The organism is Nostoc sp. GT001 (assembly GCF_030382115.1).
Lineage (GTDB): Bacteria > Cyanobacteriota > Cyanobacteriia > Cyanobacteriales > Nostocaceae > Nostoc.
Window position 1 is genome coordinate 1494986 of sequence record NZ_JAUDRJ010000003.1, and the last position, 20897, is coordinate 1515882.

The 20897-nt window shown below is 40.5% G+C and carries 14 protein-coding genes and 2 pseudogenes; 7 read left to right on the forward strand and 9 right to left on the reverse strand.

Annotation, left to right across the window (positions count from 1 at the left end):
- Positions 1-6: 6 nt before the first annotated feature.
- The 3 genes from QUD05_RS09070 to QUD05_RS09080 form a co-directional block, all read right to left on the reverse strand.
- Positions 7-660, reverse strand: a complete 654-nt coding sequence (locus QUD05_RS09070) for a MotA/TolQ/ExbB proton channel family protein (RefSeq protein WP_289795767.1) — start codon at positions 658-660, stop codon at positions 7-9.
- A 75-nt stretch (positions 661-735) separates the two neighbouring features.
- Positions 736-1620 carry a 16S rRNA (cytosine(1402)-N(4))-methyltransferase RsmH gene (rsmH, locus tag QUD05_RS09075; RefSeq protein ID WP_289795768.1) on the reverse strand — a complete coding sequence of 295 codons (885 nt, stop codon included), beginning with the start codon at positions 1618-1620 and terminating at the stop codon, positions 736-738.
- 170 nt (positions 1621-1790) lie between these two features.
- Positions 1791-3701 carry a M48 family metalloprotease gene (locus tag QUD05_RS09080; protein ID WP_289795769.1) on the reverse strand — a complete coding sequence of 637 codons (1911 nt, stop codon included), beginning with the start codon at positions 3699-3701 and terminating at the stop codon, positions 1791-1793.
- A 330-nt stretch (positions 3702-4031) separates the two neighbouring features.
- Here QUD05_RS09080 and QUD05_RS09085 point away from each other — a divergent pair, with 330 nt between their 5' ends.
- A complete protein-coding gene (locus tag QUD05_RS09085; protein ID WP_179072694.1) occupies positions 4032-5216 on the forward strand; it encodes an NAD(P)H-quinone oxidoreductase subunit H in 1185 nt (394 codons plus the stop codon).
- A gap of 374 nt (positions 5217-5590) precedes the next feature.
- On the opposite strand, the gene QUD05_RS09090 is transcribed toward QUD05_RS09085, so the two are convergent.
- The 3 genes from QUD05_RS09090 to QUD05_RS09100 form a co-directional block, all read right to left on the reverse strand.
- Positions 5591-6772 carry a catalase family protein gene (locus tag QUD05_RS09090; RefSeq protein WP_289795770.1) on the reverse strand — a complete coding sequence of 394 codons (1182 nt, stop codon included), beginning with the start codon at positions 6770-6772 and terminating at the stop codon, positions 5591-5593.
- Positions 6773-6897: 125 nt separating this feature from the next.
- Positions 6898-8529: a peroxidase family protein gene (locus QUD05_RS09095; protein ID WP_289795771.1), complete on the reverse strand. Its 1632-nt coding sequence runs from the start codon at positions 8527-8529 to the stop codon at positions 6898-6900.
- Positions 8530-8609: 80 nt separating this feature from the next.
- Complete coding sequence (locus QUD05_RS09100; protein WP_289795772.1) at positions 8610-9617, reverse strand: T6SS phospholipase effector Tle1-like catalytic domain-containing protein; 1008 nt, start codon at positions 9615-9617, stop codon at positions 8610-8612.
- A gap of 364 nt (positions 9618-9981) precedes the next feature.
- On the opposite strand from QUD05_RS09100, the gene mtnA reads away from it, so the two are divergent.
- Positions 9982-11049 (forward strand): S-methyl-5-thioribose-1-phosphate isomerase, encoded by a 1068-nt coding sequence (gene mtnA, locus QUD05_RS09105; RefSeq protein WP_289795773.1) that lies wholly within the window; start codon positions 9982-9984, stop codon positions 11047-11049.
- A 688-nt stretch (positions 11050-11737) separates the two neighbouring features.
- Here the strand turns inward: mtnA and QUD05_RS09110 are convergent.
- Positions 11738-13159 (reverse strand): annotated as a pseudogene (locus QUD05_RS09110) (NADP-dependent isocitrate dehydrogenase).
- A gap of 275 nt (positions 13160-13434) precedes the next feature.
- Here QUD05_RS09110 and QUD05_RS09115 point away from each other — a divergent pair.
- The 5 genes and pseudogenes from QUD05_RS09115 (at position 13435) to QUD05_RS09135 (ending at position 19230) form a co-directional block, all read left to right on the forward strand.
- On the forward strand, positions 13435-14154 hold the full coding sequence (locus QUD05_RS09115; protein WP_289795774.1) for a GUN4 domain-containing protein: 720 nt from the start codon (positions 13435-13437) through the stop codon (positions 14152-14154).
- Positions 14155-14261: 107 nt separating this feature from the next.
- A pseudogene (locus QUD05_RS09120) lies at positions 14262-15384 on the forward strand (ABC transporter ATP-binding protein).
- Positions 15385-15902: 518 nt separating this feature from the next.
- Complete coding sequence (locus QUD05_RS09125; protein WP_289795775.1) at positions 15903-16526, forward strand: Uma2 family endonuclease; 624 nt, start codon at positions 15903-15905, stop codon at positions 16524-16526.
- A gap of 242 nt (positions 16527-16768) precedes the next feature.
- Positions 16769-17536, forward strand: a complete 768-nt coding sequence (locus tag QUD05_RS09130) for a superoxide dismutase (protein ID WP_289795776.1) — start codon at positions 16769-16771, stop codon at positions 17534-17536.
- Positions 17537-18348: 812 nt separating this feature from the next.
- On the forward strand, positions 18349-19230 hold the full coding sequence (locus QUD05_RS09135) for an FG-GAP-like repeat-containing protein (protein ID WP_289795777.1): 882 nt from the start codon (positions 18349-18351) through the stop codon (positions 19228-19230).
- 35 nt (positions 19231-19265) lie between these two features.
- On the opposite strand, the gene rsmG is transcribed toward QUD05_RS09135, so the two are convergent.
- Both rsmG and QUD05_RS09145 read right to left on the reverse strand, forming a co-directional pair.
- On the reverse strand, positions 19266-20003 hold the full coding sequence (rsmG, locus tag QUD05_RS09140; RefSeq protein ID WP_289795778.1) for a 16S rRNA (guanine(527)-N(7))-methyltransferase RsmG: 738 nt from the start codon (positions 20001-20003) through the stop codon (positions 19266-19268).
- Positions 20004-20075: 72 nt separating this feature from the next.
- Complete coding sequence (locus QUD05_RS09145) at positions 20076-20750, reverse strand: ABC transporter ATP-binding protein (RefSeq protein WP_094353410.1); 675 nt, start codon at positions 20748-20750, stop codon at positions 20076-20078.
- Positions 20751-20897: the final 147 nt, after the last annotated feature.

Below are 20897 nucleotides of genomic sequence, written 5' to 3' on the forward strand. Positions count from 1 at the left end.
TCCGCTTCATTTATTCGGCAGATATGATTTATCTCCTCTTTCGTAGCGACGGCGGTAGAGTAATTCTAACTGTCCACCATATTCTTGAATCCAGGCGATCTGCCGCTGGTAGAGTCCTCGGAAGGTATTGGCAAATAATAGTGTAAAGATTGCCACTACCAACCCTGATGCTGTAGATACTAAAGCTTCACTAATTCCAGCTGTCACACCTGTTGTTTTACTACCTCCCACATCTCCGATATTCAGAGAGGCAAAGGAGTTAATTAATCCTAATACAGTTCCTAAAAGTCCTAATAGGGGCGCAAGACCAATAATTGTCTCAAAAATATTTTGGGAGCGCTTGAGTAAGGGGATTTCGGCTTGTGCTTCACTTTCTAATGCCAAACGAAATTCCTCTGGTGTCGGCTCCTCCAATTCTAAAGCTGCTAAAAAAATTCGAGCCAGGGGTAAATCAGTATTTTTCTGCAATTTATCTAAAGCACCAACCACATTATCAAGACGATAAAGGTGTAGCACTTCTCGCACCACCTTGTTTTGCCGATTATTTATCTTTACCCAAAAGATGATGCGTTCGATAATTAGCGCTACCCCTAACAAAGAAAATGCCAGCAGAGGCCACATGACCACGCCACCTGCTGTAAACAGATTACTAATGTCCATCTATTATTTTTTCACTCTTCAACAACGCTAGATTAGCAGATCGTTGAGATGGAGGTGTTTAACGCTGCGTTGTAGTTACAGCAGCTTTTGGGCTATTCTCAGTTTGGCCGATCGCGATCGCGGATTCTGACTAATTTCCTCTTCTTGGGCAATAATCGGCTTTTTTGTCAATACTTTTAATAAAGGTGAATTTCTTAAACCATGCTTCACCGGACGGTCTTCCAAACTGTGGAAACTGATAATTGCAATTCTGCCGCCAGGGACAAGGGCATTTGGGGCTTTATCCAAAAAGGTTTCTAAGGATTTTAACTCATCGTTGACGACAATTCGCAGAGCTTGAAAAACACGGGTAGCGGGGTGAATTCTTCCATAACGGTATTTGGGAGGAACAGAAGAAGCGATCGCTTCAGCCAATTCTGTAGTCGTGTGCAATGGTCGCCGTTCTATAATACGTCTGGCAATGCGCCGCGATAATCTCTCTTCACCGTACTTAAAGAAAATATCTGCTAATTCTGCTTCATCCCAATTATTAATTACATCGGCAGCAGTTAGCGATCGCCCCCGATCCATTCGCATATCCAAATTTGCAGCTTGGCGAAAGCTGAAACCCCTTTCTGCTTGATCTAAATGGTAAGAACTTACCCCCAAATCGGCTAAGATACCATCGAAAGTGTTGGGGGGAAATTCGTAGTCAGCAAAATTGCGATGAATAAATTGTACGCGATCGCCAAACTCTGCTAATTCTTTCCTCGCTGCTGCTAAAGCATCCTCATCTTGGTCAATTGCCGTTACCCGCACATCCGCCGCCGCTTCTAAGATTAGGCGACTATGACCACCACCGCCTACAGTCGTATCAAGATAATGACCTCCTGGAGATACCGCTAGACCTGCAATCACTTCTTGCGGTAATACTGGTAGATGAGAAAATATCGGTTCTTCAAGAGCTAGCTGACGATTCATGAGACTTAGGGCAAAAAACCACAGATGAACTTTAATTATGTATTCTTTTGTTTGTGTCTTTGTGGTTCCTAGCTAAAAAATAGTTTTAAACCACTAAGATACAAAAGAAAATATCATCAGATCAACACTCAGCGTCAGCTTTAATTGTTGAGCTTTAAGCATCTGTAGTGCTATTTTTTACCTTTTTTTTGGTAAATCATGGAATTTGGTATCCGTTTTAGTTTTTTCTCCATATTTAAATAGTCATTTAAAATAAAAATGAATACATTACCGAGAAATTCGTTTTCCTGTAACAAGCTGTTCACAAGTTTAGAGTGATCTGTTTCATGAATACCTTCTAAAAAGCTCACTTCTCGCTTCAAAGCTAGAACGTAAAATGGTTTTTCAGGAAAAAATTGCATATTTTTTTGCACCAAGTAAGCAGTTTTTATATCAGGATGATGAGAAAACTGCTGACGAAGCTTATTTACCTCTATATCTGAAACAGTATGAGATTCAAGTTTATCCTTTTCTCTGACACTGGAACGTTCTTCCTGTGCTTTTAAAATTAATTCATGATAATTTACGGCACGTTCTTGATAAGATTTTGCTTCCTTAATTTTTCCTTGTTGTTGAAGAAAATAGCAAATTGTCTGACAACCTTCTATAACTATACTTGAGTCTTGTTCTATTGCTCTCTCAATGTATTCTATTCCGGTTTTATCCTGTTTATTTAGTAATATTTGACCTAGTAAATAATTAGCTGAGGCGTGGTGAGCATCACGATGAATAATTTCTTGTAATAGTGGTATAACCGCTTCTTCACCCTCAAACTCAAATGTCAAAAATGCCCGTTGAGTAGCTTCATCTAAAGTTAGCTGTTGTGTTTTTGCTTTTTGATTTAAATCTTTTAAAGTAGCTATTGATTGTTGAAGATCAGCATATTTTTGTCGCCAAGGTGTTGCTATTTCTTCTCGCCAAGTTTGACTAAAATGTGCGATAAATTTTTCTAACCTATTTCCCAATAGTTTCTGAGCAGCACTGATTTCAATTGGTGCAAATATAGCTAATTCCTGCTGAGGATTGAAGATGTATCCCAAGGCTTTTAGTCTATCTGTTAGGCAAGGATGAGTATCAGCATTATTAGTTTCTTTTGTTAAAGCTTCCATTAAATAACTACTTGTTATTTCCTGATGAAGTCTCTGACTTAAAGCCTGTTGCATAGCCATATAAGTCATTTTTGGTGGTTCGATTTCTGTTTCAACTTGTTTATAGATGCTAGACCAAAAATATCTTTCTAGAAATCTAGCTTTGACCTCCACATTTATCAAAGCTTCAGCAGCATTTTGTTCTCCCGTTAGCTCAAGGGCACATCTATCTGCTTCATATTCATCCATCCGTGCCAACACAAAAGAATAGGCATTAAAAAAGGGGCTGTACCATGTCAAAAATCGTTCAAAGATTAACGACGATACTTCATTTCCACCTTGTCCTAGCCCTTTAATAATGCGATACCATGTTTCGCGTTGGCGATAAATCCAACCACTAAAACGGCTGTGATTTCCTGATAAATGTCCTAGTTCATGAGCTAATACGGCACGAAATTGTTCGGGTGGTAGTGCTAGCATGAGCGGTAGACCCACAATTAAGTAATTTTGCTGCCATCCCAGCAAACCTAAGCGTGGTCTTTGGACAACTGCTGCATTAAAATCGTTGGTCAGCAGAATGTGATGAAACCGTGGAGCTTTCAGTTTTGATGAGATTTCGTTGGTTAAAGAATAGAGATTGGGTACATCTTTGGGTTGCAGTGGTAAACCTGTAGGCGGGGGAAAAGAAACCCAAAGCGATCGCACTAACACTAATGCAAACACCAGCAAAAATATAACACCTTTCAAAGATGACGCATTAACTGACTGAGCGTTCAGCATCAAAAAGATAATACTTACCAGCAGAGTCAAGGTTACAGCTAGAACCAAAAATATATATGCGTAGCCCAAGGTAGCCAAAAAAGCAACGTGCAATTTATAAAGATGCGGTTGTTTGTTAGCAAAAACTTCTAACTTCTGAATTAGCCGATCAAAACGCTCTTGATTGAAAGCCATAAATATGTGTCAGCCTTATAAAACTGTAATATAGCTGACACAATATCTCTATAGCTTACGTAGAAACTCAGAAGTCAATAGTTATCATTGAGAAAACGCATCTTCTTTTACCCCGTTCTCCCAGCACCATGAGATAAAAAAATTCGATGCCTTAATTAAGTGGATATCGAGCTTCCATATAATAGTTGAAGAAGTGCAACAAAATTAAACATCAAATCAAATCTCTCTTCCCACAACCCTTACTTTGGCTTGACAAACAAGATAAATTGGGTCTAGTTGGCATCTGCGCGGTTGAATTCAATATTTTCACGAACGGAGAACACGAAATCTATGACCAGACTAGAAACCCGCACTGAACCAATGGTGCTAAACATGGGGCCACACCACCCCTCGATGCACGGGGTTCTGCGGCTAATCATGACTCTGGATGGCGAGGATGTTGTTGACTGTGAACCGGTCATCGGCTATTTGCACCGAGGAATGGAAAAAATTGCTGAGAACCGCACTAATGTAATGTACGTCCCTTACGTTAGTCGCTGGGACTACGCGGCGGGAATGTTCAACGAAGCTGTCACTGTTAACGCCCCAGAAAAGCTTGCAGGTATCGCTGTCCCCAAACGCGCTAGCTACATCCGCGTCATCATGCTGGAGTTGAACCGCATTGCTAACCACTTGCTATGGTTTGGCCCCTTCCTCGCTGACGTAGGCGCACAAACTCCCTTCTTCTACCAGTTCCGGGAACGGGAGATGATTTATGATTTGTGGGAAGCTGCCACAGGTTATCGGATGGTGAATAATAACTACTTCCGTGTTGGTGGAGTAGCAGCCGATTTACCTTACGGTTGGGTAGATAAGTGTCTGGAATTCTGCGACTATTTATTGCCAAAAGTTGATGAGTACGAACGCTTGGTAACAGATAACCCCATCTTCCGGCGGCGTGTTGAGGGTATTGGTACTATCACGCGAGAAGAAGCAATTAACTGGGGACTTTCTGGCCCAATGTTACGCGCATCTGGCGTGCAATGGGATTTGCGGAAAGTTGACCATTACGAATGTTACGACGATTTCGACTGGGATGTGCAGTGGGAAACTGCTGGTGATTGCTTTGCCCGTTACGTAGTGCGGATGCGGGAAATGCGCGAATCTGTGAAGATTATTCGCCAAGCAATTAAAGGACTTCCTGGCGGCCCTTACGAAAATCTGGAAGCGAAGCGTTTAGCCGCAGGTAAAAAATCTGAGTGGGACGCATTTGATTACCAATTCATCGGTAAAAAAGTTTCCCCCACTTTTAAGATTCCCAAGGGTGAAATCTACGCCCGTGTAGAAAGTGGCAAAGGTGAATTGGGAATTTATTTGGTTGGCGATGATAACGTCTTCCCTGCACGTTGGAAGATTCGCGCCGCAGATTTCAACAATCTCCAAATTGTTCCACATTTACTGCGCGGGATGAAGGTTGCAGATATTGTGGTGATTCTCGGCAGTGTTGACGTAATTATGGGGTCTGTGGATAGGTAGAGTAAATATCTATCTCAGTAATTTTTAGAGCAGTTGTATTACAATGCAACTGCTCTATTTTTTTTGATTTTTTAGTAGTTATACCAATTTGAAAAATGATTGCGACAGATGGAAAACTGAAACACTTATCCAATGGATGTTTCAAAATCTAAAATCTAATACCAATTCAATTAATGATTGCAACACATCCTTGGGTGAAGACGCGATGAATCGCGTCTCTACAAATGGTCTATTTGTCGCATTCTTTTTTTAAACTGGTATAAAATCTAAAATCCAAAATGGTATTAACTGTGTCACTAATCGATCAAACGCGCTTAACAAACGAATATACATTGCTGAAGATTTGCAAACCTGTCGTTTTAGTCTATTGAAAGTCAGACAGTTGGTTCCTGGTATTTGACTCCTCGTTTTTGATGACGGTCATTAGCAACGATAGGATAAACAATGCTGCGTAACCGATTGATTGCACCGACTGGACGATGCACTGCTAGACCATTTCCAGGCGAAAAACTGAGATTTTCTCCAAAGTCATTATCTTTAGCAGAATTAACTTTCTGATGCTTAACTGTTAGGCGACCAACTGTAATGAAGGGTGATTCCTTTTCACTCCAAACAATGGTGGTATCATCAATAGACATTTCTGGGCTAGTTTGAAATTGAATTTGAAAGTCCCAACAATATTCAGCATCAGGCTTTGCTAAAGCTTGAATGATATCATCTCGGTAATAGTTGTCCTCTGAATCTGAAGCTTTGGCACGCTGAAGCTCACTTTCTGGTCTAGATTCGAGAGGAAGTTGTTGATGAGGTAGTTGACTGGAAACTGGAGTAAATGCATATTTAATCACAACCGGATATTCTACAGGAACTCGACCTGGTTGGGATGGAGCAAAATCAGATTTGAGTCCTAAAGAATACGCTGAAGCACTCCAATAGCGTTCTGTGAGCAAACTCTTGGGAAAACGTTTGAAACTAGTTTGCAAAAGAGTGGATTCGTAGGGATGCAACTTTAGCCAAAAAAGCACCAACAGCTTAAAAAGCGGAAACAGCCCTGCTCGATAAACCGCCATAAAAAAGCTGTGGAAGTCTTTAATGGTTCTAACAAAAAAGAATTCAGTATTGTGGACAATAATATCTTGGGTTTTTAACTCGTGACTTTGCGGTAGTCTTTCTCCTTCTACCCCTATCACTTTTACGGACATGGAGCGCGTATCCCCTTCATAATCATTCTTGACTGAAAACGCACCATTTGCAAATCGTAGCCAAACCGGATATTGCTTGGGTTGGGCAAATAAACCTTGTTTTAGAGAAATGGCTTGAAGTTGAGCTTCAGTTAATGAGGTGCGTTTGCTTAATTCCTGCTTAATTGTGGCTTCATCAAAGTCAAAGATTTCTAGAGTTCCTTGTACAGCAGCGTTAGTTTTAGAGTGGGTATCTCTCTTTGCAGTTTTTTTCTTCTCACCTCCGTAAAGATTTTCCATGTTCTTTTTGACTAGCTCACTCATGAGAGCACAATATTTGGCTTCGTCTTTTTCTGGGTATTCGGTAAATAGTTTCATTTCTTTTGAAAGCAAGATTAATTAATAAATTGAGTTTGTTCCAAGCTGCGATCGCTAGCTTGTTTGCAGTATTGTCCAGTCAGCTTCGAGTGACACCAATGAGCGATCGCACTAAAAACCAATGTTTATTGAAGGTCAAAAGTAACTTTGTACTTTTTACCTGATGGCGGAACGTTGCGATTAACTAAATCTGAGACTGTGTTGGTATTTTGAATTATTTTCCAACCCACAGGAGAAAAAGTCTTTTCATTGAAGATATTGGGTGATAGTAAAGGATTAGTTAGCGCTTGAGAAAAGGCATCAATCCCTATTAAGCGTGCTACTAGGGAAGGAATAGTTGAATTTTTCCGCCCATCCTCGGCGTAAAGTCCCACAAAGAACTCAATATTATCAACATGACCATATAATTCTTTGAGTTTCTCTTGAACAAATTTATCGCCGCTAATTTGCTCAAATCTCGTCACTCTGGGGAAACCACACAATTGGCGATAATCGTTGTAGCTTGCTAATTGCAGTTGCCGTCCTAATTTAATCGCGGGTAACTCGGTTAATTCAACCAATATATCAGGCGTGTTGAATAAACCAATTTTTGTACCTGCTTGGGAACAAGTTTCCTCCATTAATGCTCCCAAACCTTGATCGATGAACATCTTGTTGTTCCACAGAGATGCAGCAATATGGGTTGGTTTCCCGTTATATTTAAAAGTTTCTGGAATCGCACTATGCCAGCGATAAACAAAGTCAAACTCAATTGCCATGTAATTAGGACGATGCCAACTTTCCTTAGTGAAAGCTTCAGGATCGGCAAACAACTTAAAGTGATAAGGAGTTATGTGGTTAATGTACTCCTCCATAATGATTTTGAGAATAATCGCCATGAGAATATTTCTCGCGGTTTGAAAGAGGCGTTCATCATCCCAATCTGGATAATTGTTTGCTAATTCATCGCAAAGACGATTATGCTCCCGAAAACATAGAGTATTGAGCATGACATAGCCGATTTGCACATTTGCTCGTTCTACTCCCATCGCAAACAGATATTGTTTTTTTTCTACGGGCTGTCTTTTTTCATCATTGACAGGTTCATAAAGACCCTCAAATTGAGCGTCAACTTTACCCTGCGCTGGATCGGCATAATAAAATAAGGGATATTCTTCTTCTACACCATCTTGGCGCTGAAGCTTTTGAGATTTGAGTTTACCTCCTTTAAAGCTTCTTAAAAGGTGTGTTTGTTTTCTGGTTAAACCATAAACATTACACAAATCAATTTCATGGTTGGAAGTATTTTTGAATTTATTGTAGTGATCGAGGCGGAGAAAACTATCAGTAAACCACTGCACCCAATAGGGAAACAGCATAGTTGATTTGGTAGAATAAATGGTTTTACCATCTCTTTTACGGAATAAGATAGCTAAGTCTTCAACTTTGGGTAAGTTGCCCTCAGCGTTTAACTTGGGATCGGGTGGTAGATGTCGTCCGGTATAAGTGCGATCGTTGAGTGATTCCCAGGAAGTATAAGCATCAGTTTTCTTAGGAATTTTAGTATCAGGAATATACTCATCTAGAGTCATCATACTGTAGGCATTAGGACGAGTCGGAATTTTGTAGATGAGACTATTGAGTAGAGTTTTGTTAACTTTACGCTTTATAGATTCGTTACTTTGTAGAAGTTTCCAAATCGGTTTAAAGTTTGTTAAAACTAATGTTTGAATTTTGTTACCTAAGCCATCTTTAGATGTATCTCTTTTTCCACTCATAATTTTTTACCTTATTTTTTGCAATTATGTATTCAACGCATCCTAAATTTATCTGCTGCAATTACCCAAATTAATTCAAGTTATTTCAGTTTGGAAATAATCTTTTGTAGATTTTTTGGTCGATAGTCCTTGCGGCTTTTCAAACGGTAGATCGCACTTTCATGAAGGTCTTCAATGACATCGCTGACCTCACGAAACTTAATTCCTGCTAATTTAAAGAATCCAGCATCGTTCTTAAAATCACATTCATAATTAGGGTTGATGCCTGTCGGAATCACATTTGGATCTAAGTCAAGCCCTAATCCTAGTTCACCGATGGAATCAATCATCCACTGTAAGGCAGCATCTGATAACCCACTATTTTCTTCGGTTCCACCGCCAACGCAACCGTGTACGCCTGGAAACCACTTTTGAATCACCCGCTGTTTTTCAGCATCAGGATGCTTTTTCATGGGAGTGACATCAAAGATTTCACGGATTTCGTCAATCGCCATCGCGTGCAATGCATTCTGAACACATTTGTTTAAAGTAGTGTCATGGAATCTGTAGCGCATATTAAGCTGTTTACTTAACCTACTAAAGGCTGGTATCCCAGGAATACCAAGGGCACCAACGGTGTCAAAACAACCGAGTAAGGTGATAGGGACGCGATCGCCATAAGCTTGACGGTATTCTACTGCTACATTATCTTTGGGTTTAATATTTCGGTTACGGTAAAGCTCGTAGGCTTCATGTGCTTTAGTAACATGGGGGCGATCTAGAAGACCAGAGCAATAGATCATGCTAGCTAAACTTCTAACTGTGTAAGCACCACGACTGAAGCCGAATAAATAGATTTCGTCACCAGAAACATAATTGAGACTAAGAAATCGGTAGCAATCTTCTATATTTCTATCGATTCCTAGTCCGGTAGCTCCGCCTAAAACCTTTTGACCCTCGGTTCCAATGCCCTCATCATAAAAGACGATTTGTGTAACGCCGTCACTAGCAATCGATTTCACGGATTGAGCTAACTTAACAACATTACTTGGGTAAAGACTTGTTAATTGTTGCCAAGTTCCATCACAGCAAATGACAAGACGTTTCATAGTTTTTTTTCAAAGTATTTGAGTAATTAAATCAACTTTTTATCCAATGTAGATTCGGCATGGAGTTAGGGCAAATAGGACAAAAGCATTTATATATAAATCCTTTAGCGAAATATCCTCCCACTTTTTTAATAAGAATGCAAGGACAGTTAAGACAGTTAAGCAGGAAATTAAATAAATAAATATTAAGTAATCATTCACCACATATTTGGGTCTGTTCGCGAAGCGTCTCGTAGAGAAGCCCCGTGCTTCACGCAATGCTTTAAAGTAATGAGTAATGAGTAATGAGTGGATGAAAAATGGGTATTTACTCATTACTTATTACTTATTACTTATACTGATCCTTTACTAACGACCTTTTTCTATGACACCTTCCACAAACCAGGTTTATCCCGTTATTTGGCACAATGACTCAGTGTCACTAATTGATCAAACCCGCTTACCAAACGAATATACATTTGTGGAAATTCACCGCAGTGAAGATATGGCACGGGCGATTAAAACTATGATTGTGCGAGGTGCGCCAGCAATTGGAGTGGCTGCGGCTTATGGAATGTATCTTGGTGCTAGAGAAATTGAGACTAGCGATCGCCACGAATTTCTGCAAAACTTAGATAAAGTAGCCCAGTTGTTGCGTTCTACTCGTCCCACGGCGGTAAATTTATTTTGGGCAATTAGCCGGATGCTGAAAGCCGCCTACGAAACGCTGGGAACAGTAGAAGACATCAAGCAAACCCTTTTCCAAACAGCCCAAGCAATCAATAGTGAAGATTTGCAAACCTGTCAGGCGATTGGTGACAATGGTTTGGCAGTCTTACCCAATACTCCAGAAAAGCTGACTTTGCTTACTCACTGCAACGCTGGGGCATTAGCTACTGCTGGTTATGGCACTGCTTTGGGTGTTGTGCGTTCCGCTTGGAGAGAAGGACGTTTAGAACGTTTATTTGCCGACGAAACCCGTCCCCGCTTGCAAGGTGCAAAACTCACCACTTGGGAATGTGTGCAAGAAGGTATTCCAGTTACATTAATTACTGATAATATGGCAGCCCATTGCATGAAACAGGGTTTGATTCATGCTGTAGTTGTGGGTGCCGATCGCATTGCTGCTAATGGCGACACTGCTAATAAAATTGGTACATATAGTGTTGCGATCGCAGCTAAAGCACATAATATCCCTTTCTTTGTCGCTGCACCTCTTTCCACCGTTGATTTTGAATTAGCTGATGGTAGCCAAATTCCCATTGAAGAACGCGAACCAACAGAAATCTATCAAGTTGGCGATACTATTCTCACACCTGCTGGTGTAGATTTTTACAACCCAGCTTTTGATGTCACCCCAGCTGAGTTGATTACAGCCATCATTACAGAAAATGGAGCGATCGCACCTGATAAATTAGCAAAATCACAGTTAAAGAAATTACCGATTGGGTGAAATCCGAATTAATCGAGAACTTGCGCCGAGTTCTCGATAACTCTAAATCCGAATAACGGAAACTTTATAGGGCAATGCCCCAAAAAAATCTCCGACTTTTTAGAAAAGCCGGAGACTTTGTTTTTTGACTAATTTTTTCAATAATTTTATCTAAACTTCATATTCGGACTAAATTCAATAAGCAAAATCCGCAATTACTTTCTCAAAAGAAGCTTTGACTTTCTCAAACCCCAGTTTACTTTCTCATTTTGGTGTTTTCCGTAAGTAAAAGAAGCTTTGACTTTCTCAAACCCCAGTTTGCTTTCTCATTTTGGTGTTTTCCGCAAGTAAAAGAAGCTTTGACTTTCTCAAACCCCAGTTTGCTTTCTCATTTTGATGTTTTCTGTAAGTAAAAGAAGCTTTTGCTTTCTCAAAATGCCATTTGACTTACTCAAACCCCAGTTTGCTTTCTCATTTTGGTGTTTTTTGCAAATAAAAGAAGCTTTTGCTTTTTTAAAATGGTTGATTTAGTAAAAATACTGACCTAGCAAATAGAAATTGTTAAAGCTTTCTCAAAGTCCCCCTTTTTAAGGGGGATTTAGGGGGATCAATACACATATTTCGTGAAAAGTTAGATCCCCGATTTCTTTGAGAAATCGGGGATCTGGACATCGCGGATTTTTACAACTCAGATAGGATTGCTATAGACTTAACCAAAATGCTGAATAATTGCGTCGGCAAATTCAGAACATTTTAAGGGTTCAACTGGCGGTTCTAGCAACCGGGCTAAATCGTAGGTGACTTGACTATTTGCGATCGCATCGCTTAAACCTTTCTTAATTAGGTCTGCGGCTTCTTGCCAACCCAAAAATTCCAGCATCATCACACCAGACAAAATCACTGAACCAGGATTAATCCGATCTAAGCTCAGCGTGTTTGGGTGCAGTGCCGTGGGTAGCTTCAAATATGGCACTAGAATCACCAATATTTGCTCCTGGCCCCATTCCCAATCCCCCAACAATGGCAGCAGCAGCATCAGACAAATAATCGCCGTTCAAGTTCATCGTCGCCAAAATCGAATACTCATCCGGTCTGGTTTGGATTTGTTGAAAAATACTGTCAGCAATTCGGTCATTCACCAAAACTTTCTCTTTCCATTTGCCATCGCCGTGGGTTGCCCAAATTGTGTTAAGAACAGTTTCGACTTCCTTGACAACTTGCGCTTTCTTATCTGGGGTAAGATTATCAAATCCAGGCTCAATCTGGCGGGCGTTTTCTTCCAAGGAAATATTGGGATTTTTTTCCTTGTTACTCAAAATCCAAGATTCTTGTTCAGTGACAGTTTCTTGGCGAAATTCGCTGGTTGCTAATTCATAACCCCAGTCGCGGAAAGCGCCTTCGGTGTACTTCATGATGTTGCCCTTATGCACCAAAGTCACTTGTTGTTTGTTTTTGGGCAATAGCAAGGCGTGTTTGATGGCACGTCTGACTAGGCGCTGAGAACCAGTTTTGCTGATGGGTTTGATGCCAATACCAGAATCAAGAGGGATGCGTTTTTTCCCATGTTCTGGGGTGGCGGGGATTAATTCTTCATTGAGAATTTTAATTAAGCGATCGCCGATTTCGCTACCTTGTCGCCACTCAATGCCTAAATAAATATCTTCCGTATTTTCCCGATAAACAATTACATCCAGCTTTTCGGGATTTTTGTGGGGTGAGGGCGTACCTGCATAGTAACGGCAAGGACGCACGCAAGCATACAAGTCAAAAATTTGTCGCAGCGCCACATTTAAAGAACGAATTCCCCCGCCAATGGGAGTAGTCAAAGGCCCTTTAATAGCTACACCATATTCTTCAATTGCTGTGAGAGTGTCTTGAGGTAAATACTGATAAGTACCGTATAAATCACAAGCTTCGTCTCCAGCGTAAACCTTAAACCAGCTAATTTGACGCTGACCCTTATATGCTTTAGCTACCGCAGCATCGAGAACTTTTTGGGTAGCAGGCCAGATGTCTATACCTGTGCCGTCGCCGCGAATAAAGGGGATAATTGGATTGTCCGGTACGATTGGTTCACCATTTTTGAAGGTGATTTTTGCTCCGGCTGCGGGGGGGTAATCTTTTCGTACATCGTTCACACACTCCTAATCGATACGCTGCTATTCAAAAAATCTTATGTGGCAGGCTTGTATATTTTGCTATGTCTTTTGTTCACCAAGCCAGAAGGCACAGATTTTCCCCCTATTCCCCTTGTACATTATTTGGGGATTAAGTGTGAGATTTCAGTGAAGCGATCGCAATTTTGTACGATCAAAAATAGTAAACTACTTTTCGCTATCAGTGCTTCACTTTAGAGAATGCCCGATAGCTTACCGCTCTTTCACTGACCGTTAACACAAGAATGGCATGACAGACCCAATGATTTTATCAGGCCCTGCAAATGACATCGACTCCCTCCGACAACCGTTAATCGCTGGGTCTGAAAAAGTCCAACAGCAGATAATCCCACAGTTAGCTGAGTTGGGTAATGAGGGATTAGACGTGTTGATGGAATTTTTACTGGAACGACGTGAGAACCCAGCGACTTGGATTGATGGCAAAGCTTACCAAGTCCTTTACAGTTCTGATGCACCTCAAGTCAAAGAATTTTTGCGCTCCTGTTTTCCTGAAGGAATTGTACCTCTAAAATCAGAGTGCGGGATTAACTACAATTCTTTGCAACAGCTATTGGCTGCTCAAGACTTCCAAGCAGCCGATCGCGTCACCATCGAAAAAATGTGCGAATTATCAGGGCCAACGGCTGTACAACGAAAATGGTTGTACTTTACTGAGGTAGAAAATACCTCGGCTGTTGACTTGCAAACCATTAACAATCTCTGGTTAGTTCACTCCGAAGGTAAATTTGGTTTTTCAGTGCAGCGAGAAATCTGGTTAAGTTTGGGTAAAAATTGGGAGAATTTCTGGCCGAAAATTGGCTGGAAAGCAGGTAATAACTGGACGCGATACCCTAACGAGTTTACCTGGGATTTGAGTGCGCCTAAAGGTCACTTACCCCTTTCTAATCAACTTCGGGGAGTACGAGTTTTTGCTTCTTTACTTTCTCACCCAGCTTGGACGCAGTTATGAGTTAAAAATTATTAGTTATGAGTTAAAGAGGTTTTTAATTTAAAACTCAAAACTCAAAACTTAAAATTCCTAACTCCTAACTCCTAACTATTAACTTTCATCAGATAATGGCAAACGTTCGTCTAGAAGATATTAAACGTAGATTCAATAATGTCACTGCTATTGAGGATATTACCTTTGAAATCCCTGATGGCGAGTTTTGGGTTTTAGTTGGGCCATCGGGTTGTGGTAAATCTACAATTTTGCGAACGATCGCTAGGTTTAGAAACCGCTACATCTGGCAAACTCTTTATTGGCGATCGCTTGGTAAATAATATCCCAGCCAGACAACGAGATGTGGCGATGGTGTTCCAAAACTATGCTCTCTATCCTCACATGAGTGTGGCGGAAAACATCGGCTTTGGCTTGCAAATGCGTAAGGTTGACCGAAAAATCATTCAAGAACGAGTGATGAATGTGGCGCGATCGCTTTCTCTGGATCACTTGCTAGATCGTAAACCGAAACAACTTTCCGGGGGACAGCAACAAAGAGTAGCATTAGGGAGAGCGATCGCTCGTGAACCCCAAGTATTTTTACTTGATGAACCTTTATCTAATTTAGATGCCCAATTGCGCGATGATACCAGGGCAGAATTGAAACAGTTACATCAAGAATTAGGAATTACAACTATTTACGTTACCCACGACCAAGTTGAAGCGATGACTTTGGCTGATAAAATTGTCGTACTCAATCGCGGACGAATTCAACAAATCGGCGATCCCCAAAGTATTTATGCAAGTCCTGCTAATCAGATGGTGGCAAGTTTTTTAGGCAGTCCGCCAATGAATATTTTGCCTGCAATTTATCAAAATAATAGTTTTGATGTGAGTGGACAGTTATTAGCAATTCCAGCAGTTGTAAATGAAAAATTACAGTTGCGTCAAGGACACAGTTATGATTTAGGGATTCGTCCAGAACATATAAAAATAAACACTGGCTCAGAACAGGTTGAAGGCCCCGCTACCGATAACAGCACTCAAAATTCAGAATTATTATTAGTTGAAGTGAAAGTTGTAGAACCTTTGGGTAGAGAAACTTTGATTCGTGCTGGTTTACCTGGTTCGGCGGTGATGTTGAATATTCAGGTAGGCGGTGATGTGCGTCTTCGTCCAGGCGATCGCCTTTCTCTACAGATCGATTTAGATTACTTGTTTGTATTCGATCCCAAAACTGGGGACAGAATATTATAAGCGCTTCGGAGTGTAAAATATAATTGTTTTGTGTGCGATCGCTGTAACGGGGTGTAGGGTCAATCGCTGTAATTGGTGGCGAGGGATAGGTTAGCGATCGCATCCAGAATGAATCATCACATATTTGGGTCTGTTCGCGAAGCGTCTCGTAGAGAAGCCCCGTGCTTCACGCAATGCTTTAAAGTAATGAGTAAGGAGTAATGAGTAATGAGTGGATGAAAAATGGGTATTTACTCATTACTTATTACTCATTACTCCAGAATCACCGCGCCTTTAGTTCGGTGAAGATGTCAACACACCGCCGTTAATCCAATGTTTGACTGTAACTCTGACCTTGCGTTTGCGATCGCGGTCATTTGTTAATTAAATAGCGAAAATTTGCTGTATCTATTGCTGAGTAAGAACCTTGGCGCGTCCATGCCGATTTATTTTCACCTTTGGCCGCTACACCCCGTTAACTCTTAATTTTCAGGTTACAGCAGTGAGAAGTAGTTTATATCCATAATCAGGATGAAATAATGATTCAATCACTACAAAAACTATTTACCTTTGATGAATATTTAGAGTTTTTAGAAACACAACCGGAAAACATTCGTTATGAATTACACGATGGAGATATTATTCAAATGCCGCCACCATCAGGGAAACACGAGCAAATAGTAGCATTTTTAACAATGATATTAGGGTATGAGTGTCTTCGTCTTAAACTTAATTACGGTATACCTAAAACCGTTACAGTGAAGCCAGAAAAGAAAATGTCAGGATACTATCCTGATGTTTTATTAATTAATTTTTCTAACTTGGGTAATGAACCATTATGGGAGAAACAATCTATCCTTAGTAAACCAGCTTCAATTCCATTAGTGATTGAAGTTGTCAGTACTAACTGGAGAGATGATTATCATAAAAAGTTTGCCGATTATGAAGAAATGGGTATTCAAGAATATTGGATTGTGGATTATGCTGCTTTGGGTAGCAAGGAATTGATAGGCGACCCCAAACAGCCAACAATCACAATTTACTCTTTAAGTGATGAGGGTGAATATCGTGGTAAACAGTTTAGAAGAGACGACCGTATAGAGTCCCCAACATTTCCAGATTTAAATCTAACTGTTGAACAAATTTTTTCAGTGCGTTATTGATAAAAATCTATGTGGCGACGGAGTTTATTTTTTGGTGGTTGGGTGCGAACCTATGATTAGTTGTAAAAAGATAGTTTAAATAAAAATACATAACGTTTTGAATGTTAGTACTTAATATTATAAGTATTGTAAATAGTTTCTTAAACTGCCAGAAATAATCACAATTAACAATTTTTCTTAGCCAAAATCTAAGAAAATAAAAACTGCAATAGAGATTTAATGGATTAGCTGCAAAAACTTATATGACTATTAATCGACGCCATTTCTTGTTTTTACTCACAGCAGGTGCGGGTGCTTTTGCATTAGATGCTTGTGCATTGGCAGAGAAATCTCCTAATGAAAATACTGCAACACCAAATACAACACCAAATATAACAGCAAATACAACAGGGGCTATCCAACTACCGCCTTTACCTTATGCCTACGAAGCCCTAGAACCACACATCGATGCCAAAACGATGCAATTTCACCACGACAAACACCACGCAACTTATGTAAAAAACCTGAATGCAGCCTTAGAAAAACATCCAGAACTCAAAGGTAAAACTGTTGAAGAACTATTGCAGAAACTTGACAAAGTACCACAAGATATCCGTCGAACAGTACGCAATAATGGCGGTGGTCATGTCAACCACTCAATGTTCTGGCAAATTATGAAGCCAAAAGGCGGGGGAGAACCCACAGGAAATATAGCCTCTGCAATTAATCAAAGTTTTGGCTCTTTTGCAGCTTTCAAAAAACAGTTTAACGAAGCTGGTGCTGGTCGTTTCGGTAGTGGTTGGGTTTGGCTAGTACGTAACAAAGATGGTAAGTTAGAAGTGACAACTACAGCTAATCAAGATACTCCCCTAAGTGCAGGTAAATATCCCATCCTGGGTAATGATGTATGGGAACATGCATATTATCTCAATTACCAGAATCGGCGTGCTGATTATTTAGATGCTTGGTGGAACGTGGTTAATTGGGATGAGATTAACAAGCGGTTTGCAGCAGCAAGTAAATTTGCCTGAACACCAGACAACAATTTAGGATTATATAGCAATCCTAAATCATTCGTGAAAAGTTAGATCCCCGACTTCTTAAAGAAGTCGGGGATCTGGATACTGAGAATTTTCACAAATCAGATAGGATTGCTATAGGCGCTTAAAAATTGGCGACAGAATATTGTTTCTGTTGCCAGTTTTTTGATTTTGATAATCCAACAGCCTCTACCCACGTTTTTGTGAGAGTGAAACTGTTACACTCACTGACATCCCGCCCAGAACTGAAGTTCAGGGCTGATAGCGAAAGTCCACTTTCAGCGGACTTGGGCTATGAGACTCGGAATTGATTCCGAGGCGGGATAGAACACACAGCGAGATTCATTGGTTGCGGCAAGACTTGTGTGTACACCGTAGCCAATATATTGGGGGGATTAAGGAGGATCAAGATATGTGCAACTTCACATTAAATTGGTATTACGCATTTAATTTGTACATTTACCTGATGACTTCAGTGAACGACCATCAAGAGTGTTTATATACTTTAGACGCGCATCAGCTTATTCATCTTTTTAAAATTATTGCTTTTAATAATTAGTTTTCTTCAATTATTGCAGGTATTTTTTTTATTTTTTGAGATTTAATATAGCTTGATTTTACGTTAAAAATAAGAATATATCTCAATAAATCTTGTAATTAATCTTACCTGTATAGTGCTAAATTATTTATATTGACAAAATTTATATAAAATTGCAATTTCGGATTTAATCATCACAATACATGAAATTTAAAATCTTTCTTTAAATGTCGAATTTAAATTTGATTATAAGGAGGATGTTCTCATGAAGATTAGTTGCAAATTATTAACGGTTGCTTTAACTGTTCCATTGCTTCTTGGAATTGTAAATTTTAAAGCACAAGCTCAAGTTACTAGACAATGGGGTGTAGGTGGCGATATTCCCGTTCCTGGCGATTATGATAATGATGGTAGAACTGATTATGCAGTCTGGCGACCAAGTGATGGTATTTGGTATGTAATTAACAGTTCTACAGGTGTAGCAGTTACTAGACAATGGGGCGTTGGTGGCGATATTCCTGTTCCCGGCGATTATGATAGCGATCGCAAAACTGATTATGCAGTCTGGCGACCGAGTAATGGGACTTGGTATGTAATTAACAGTTCTACAGGTGTAGCAGTTACTAGACAATGGGGCGTTGGTGGTGATGTTCCTGCACCTGGCAGATACGATAATGACGGTAGAACTGATTATGCAGTTTGGCGACCGAGTAATGGGACTTGGTATGTAATTAACAGTTCTACAGGTGTAGCAGTTACTAGGCAATGGGGCGTCGGTGGCGATATTCCTGTTCTCGGCGATTATGATAATGATGGTAGAACTGATTATGCAGTCTGGCGACCGAGTAATGGGACTTGGTATGTAATTAACAGTTCTACAGGTGTAGCAGTTACCAGACAATGGGGCGTCGGTGGTGATGTTCCCGCCCCTGGCAAATACGATAATGATGGTAGAACTGATTATGCAGTCTGGCGACCAAGTGATGGGACTTGGTATGTAATTAACAGTTCTACAGGTGTAGCAGTTACTAGACAATGGGGCGTTGGTGGTGATATTCCTGCCCCTGGCAATTATGATTTCTCTATTAGGAATGACTTCGCAGTTTGGCGACCGAGTAATGGCACTTGGTATATTTTTGGGAATTAGGGCTAATACTTAGTCTTTTTTCTCGCACTTACCCCTCAAAGAGGCTTTTGAGTCGGTACACCTACAGCACGAGGAAAATTAGCTGGAGTGGTAGCTACCTTACGCAAATACACACAGTGGCGGATGCTGTGACTCAGGGGTGTCGTAAATTGTTTGATTGATTCAATAACGCCACCCAACTGGTTCACAGCATTCTTTAAAGCAGCTGTTTCATCCTTTGTCCAATTACCGCGATAAATTATAGCTAAACCTCCCTGTTTGAGCAGTGGTAGGGTATATTCTGCACAGACAGAGGCTGCTCCTACAGCACGGATCAATGCAATATCATAACCTAGTCGATGTTGGGGGTGCTGACCGATTTCTTCCGCTCTACCAACAAGAGTTTTGGCATTGGTAAGGGCAATTTCACTTAATATATTGTCGATAAAAGTAATTTTTTTCCGAGTGGAATCGAGAAGAGTAATTGGGCAATTAGTTACAGTAATTGCTACGGGAATACCTGGAAAACCTGCACCTGTACCAATATCGATGATAGTAGGGGAAGCAGGGGAGAAATTTCCTGATAACAGGGGTACAATTCCTCGCAAAGAATCCCAAAGATGTTTTTCCCAAAACTCTTGGGGATCAACGATCCGAGTTAAATTGAGTTGGCGATTACCTTCTAGGATTAACTCATAAAGCTTTTGGAATTGCGCTTGTTGTTGAAGAGTTGGTTGCCAATTGAGAGTTTGCTGCCAGATTTCTGCCATTTCAGGCAATTTTTCATTTGTCATTTGTCATTTGTCATTTGGTATGAGACATGGGGCATAGTTTTTCTCTGTGTCCCCTTGTCCCCCTGCTCTTTCTCACACCGTTGGTAGAGGTTCTTTAACTTTAGATTCTAGTGACTTTGGGTCTACTGATTCTAGTTCGCCGTGGTTGAGTGTCCAGCAACGGTCTGCGATCGCTAACAGATCCCCAGCGTCGTGTGTCACTATTAACAATGTCCAATCTTGTTTCAGTTTCGCTAATAAATTTACCAGTTGCCGACGCATTGACCAATCTAAACCAGCTGTGGGTTCATCCAATAACAGCAAATTTGGCTGGCGAATTAATTGCACTGCCAAAGCTAAACGTCGTTGCTGACCACCACTCAAAGCATGAGGGGCAGCGGAAAGCGATAAATGCTCTAATCCCACCTCACTTAGGGCCTGTCTGACTCGTTCTGACCCTAACTCAGGATGTCCTAAACGTAATTCTTCTAAAATTGAACCACCGCAAAAGTGCCGCTCTGGAAACTGAAATACCAACCCGGCTAATTGTTGTAGCTGTTCGGCTATAAGTTCTTGTTCCCGCCAGAAGAGAGCGCCAGTAGTGGGTTCGGCTAGTCCCGACAAAATTTCTAGTAAGGTACTTTTACCGGAACCACTTGGGCCAATAATTAGACCTAGCTGCTGGGGTGCTAATTCTAAATTGATCGATTTGAGAATCGCTGTTGGGCACGCTGTAGGATGATAATTTACATTTCGGAGATAAAGCATTTGTTAAGATTACCAAAAAGTCAGCAAATTACTGATTAGTTACACTGAGAATGTCTGGAAAATTCTGGAAAAACAATTTATAGCGCCTTACCTGGATTAACACCTTAATTTAGCAGCAAGAATTATCCACTTTTTCTCCATTGTGGC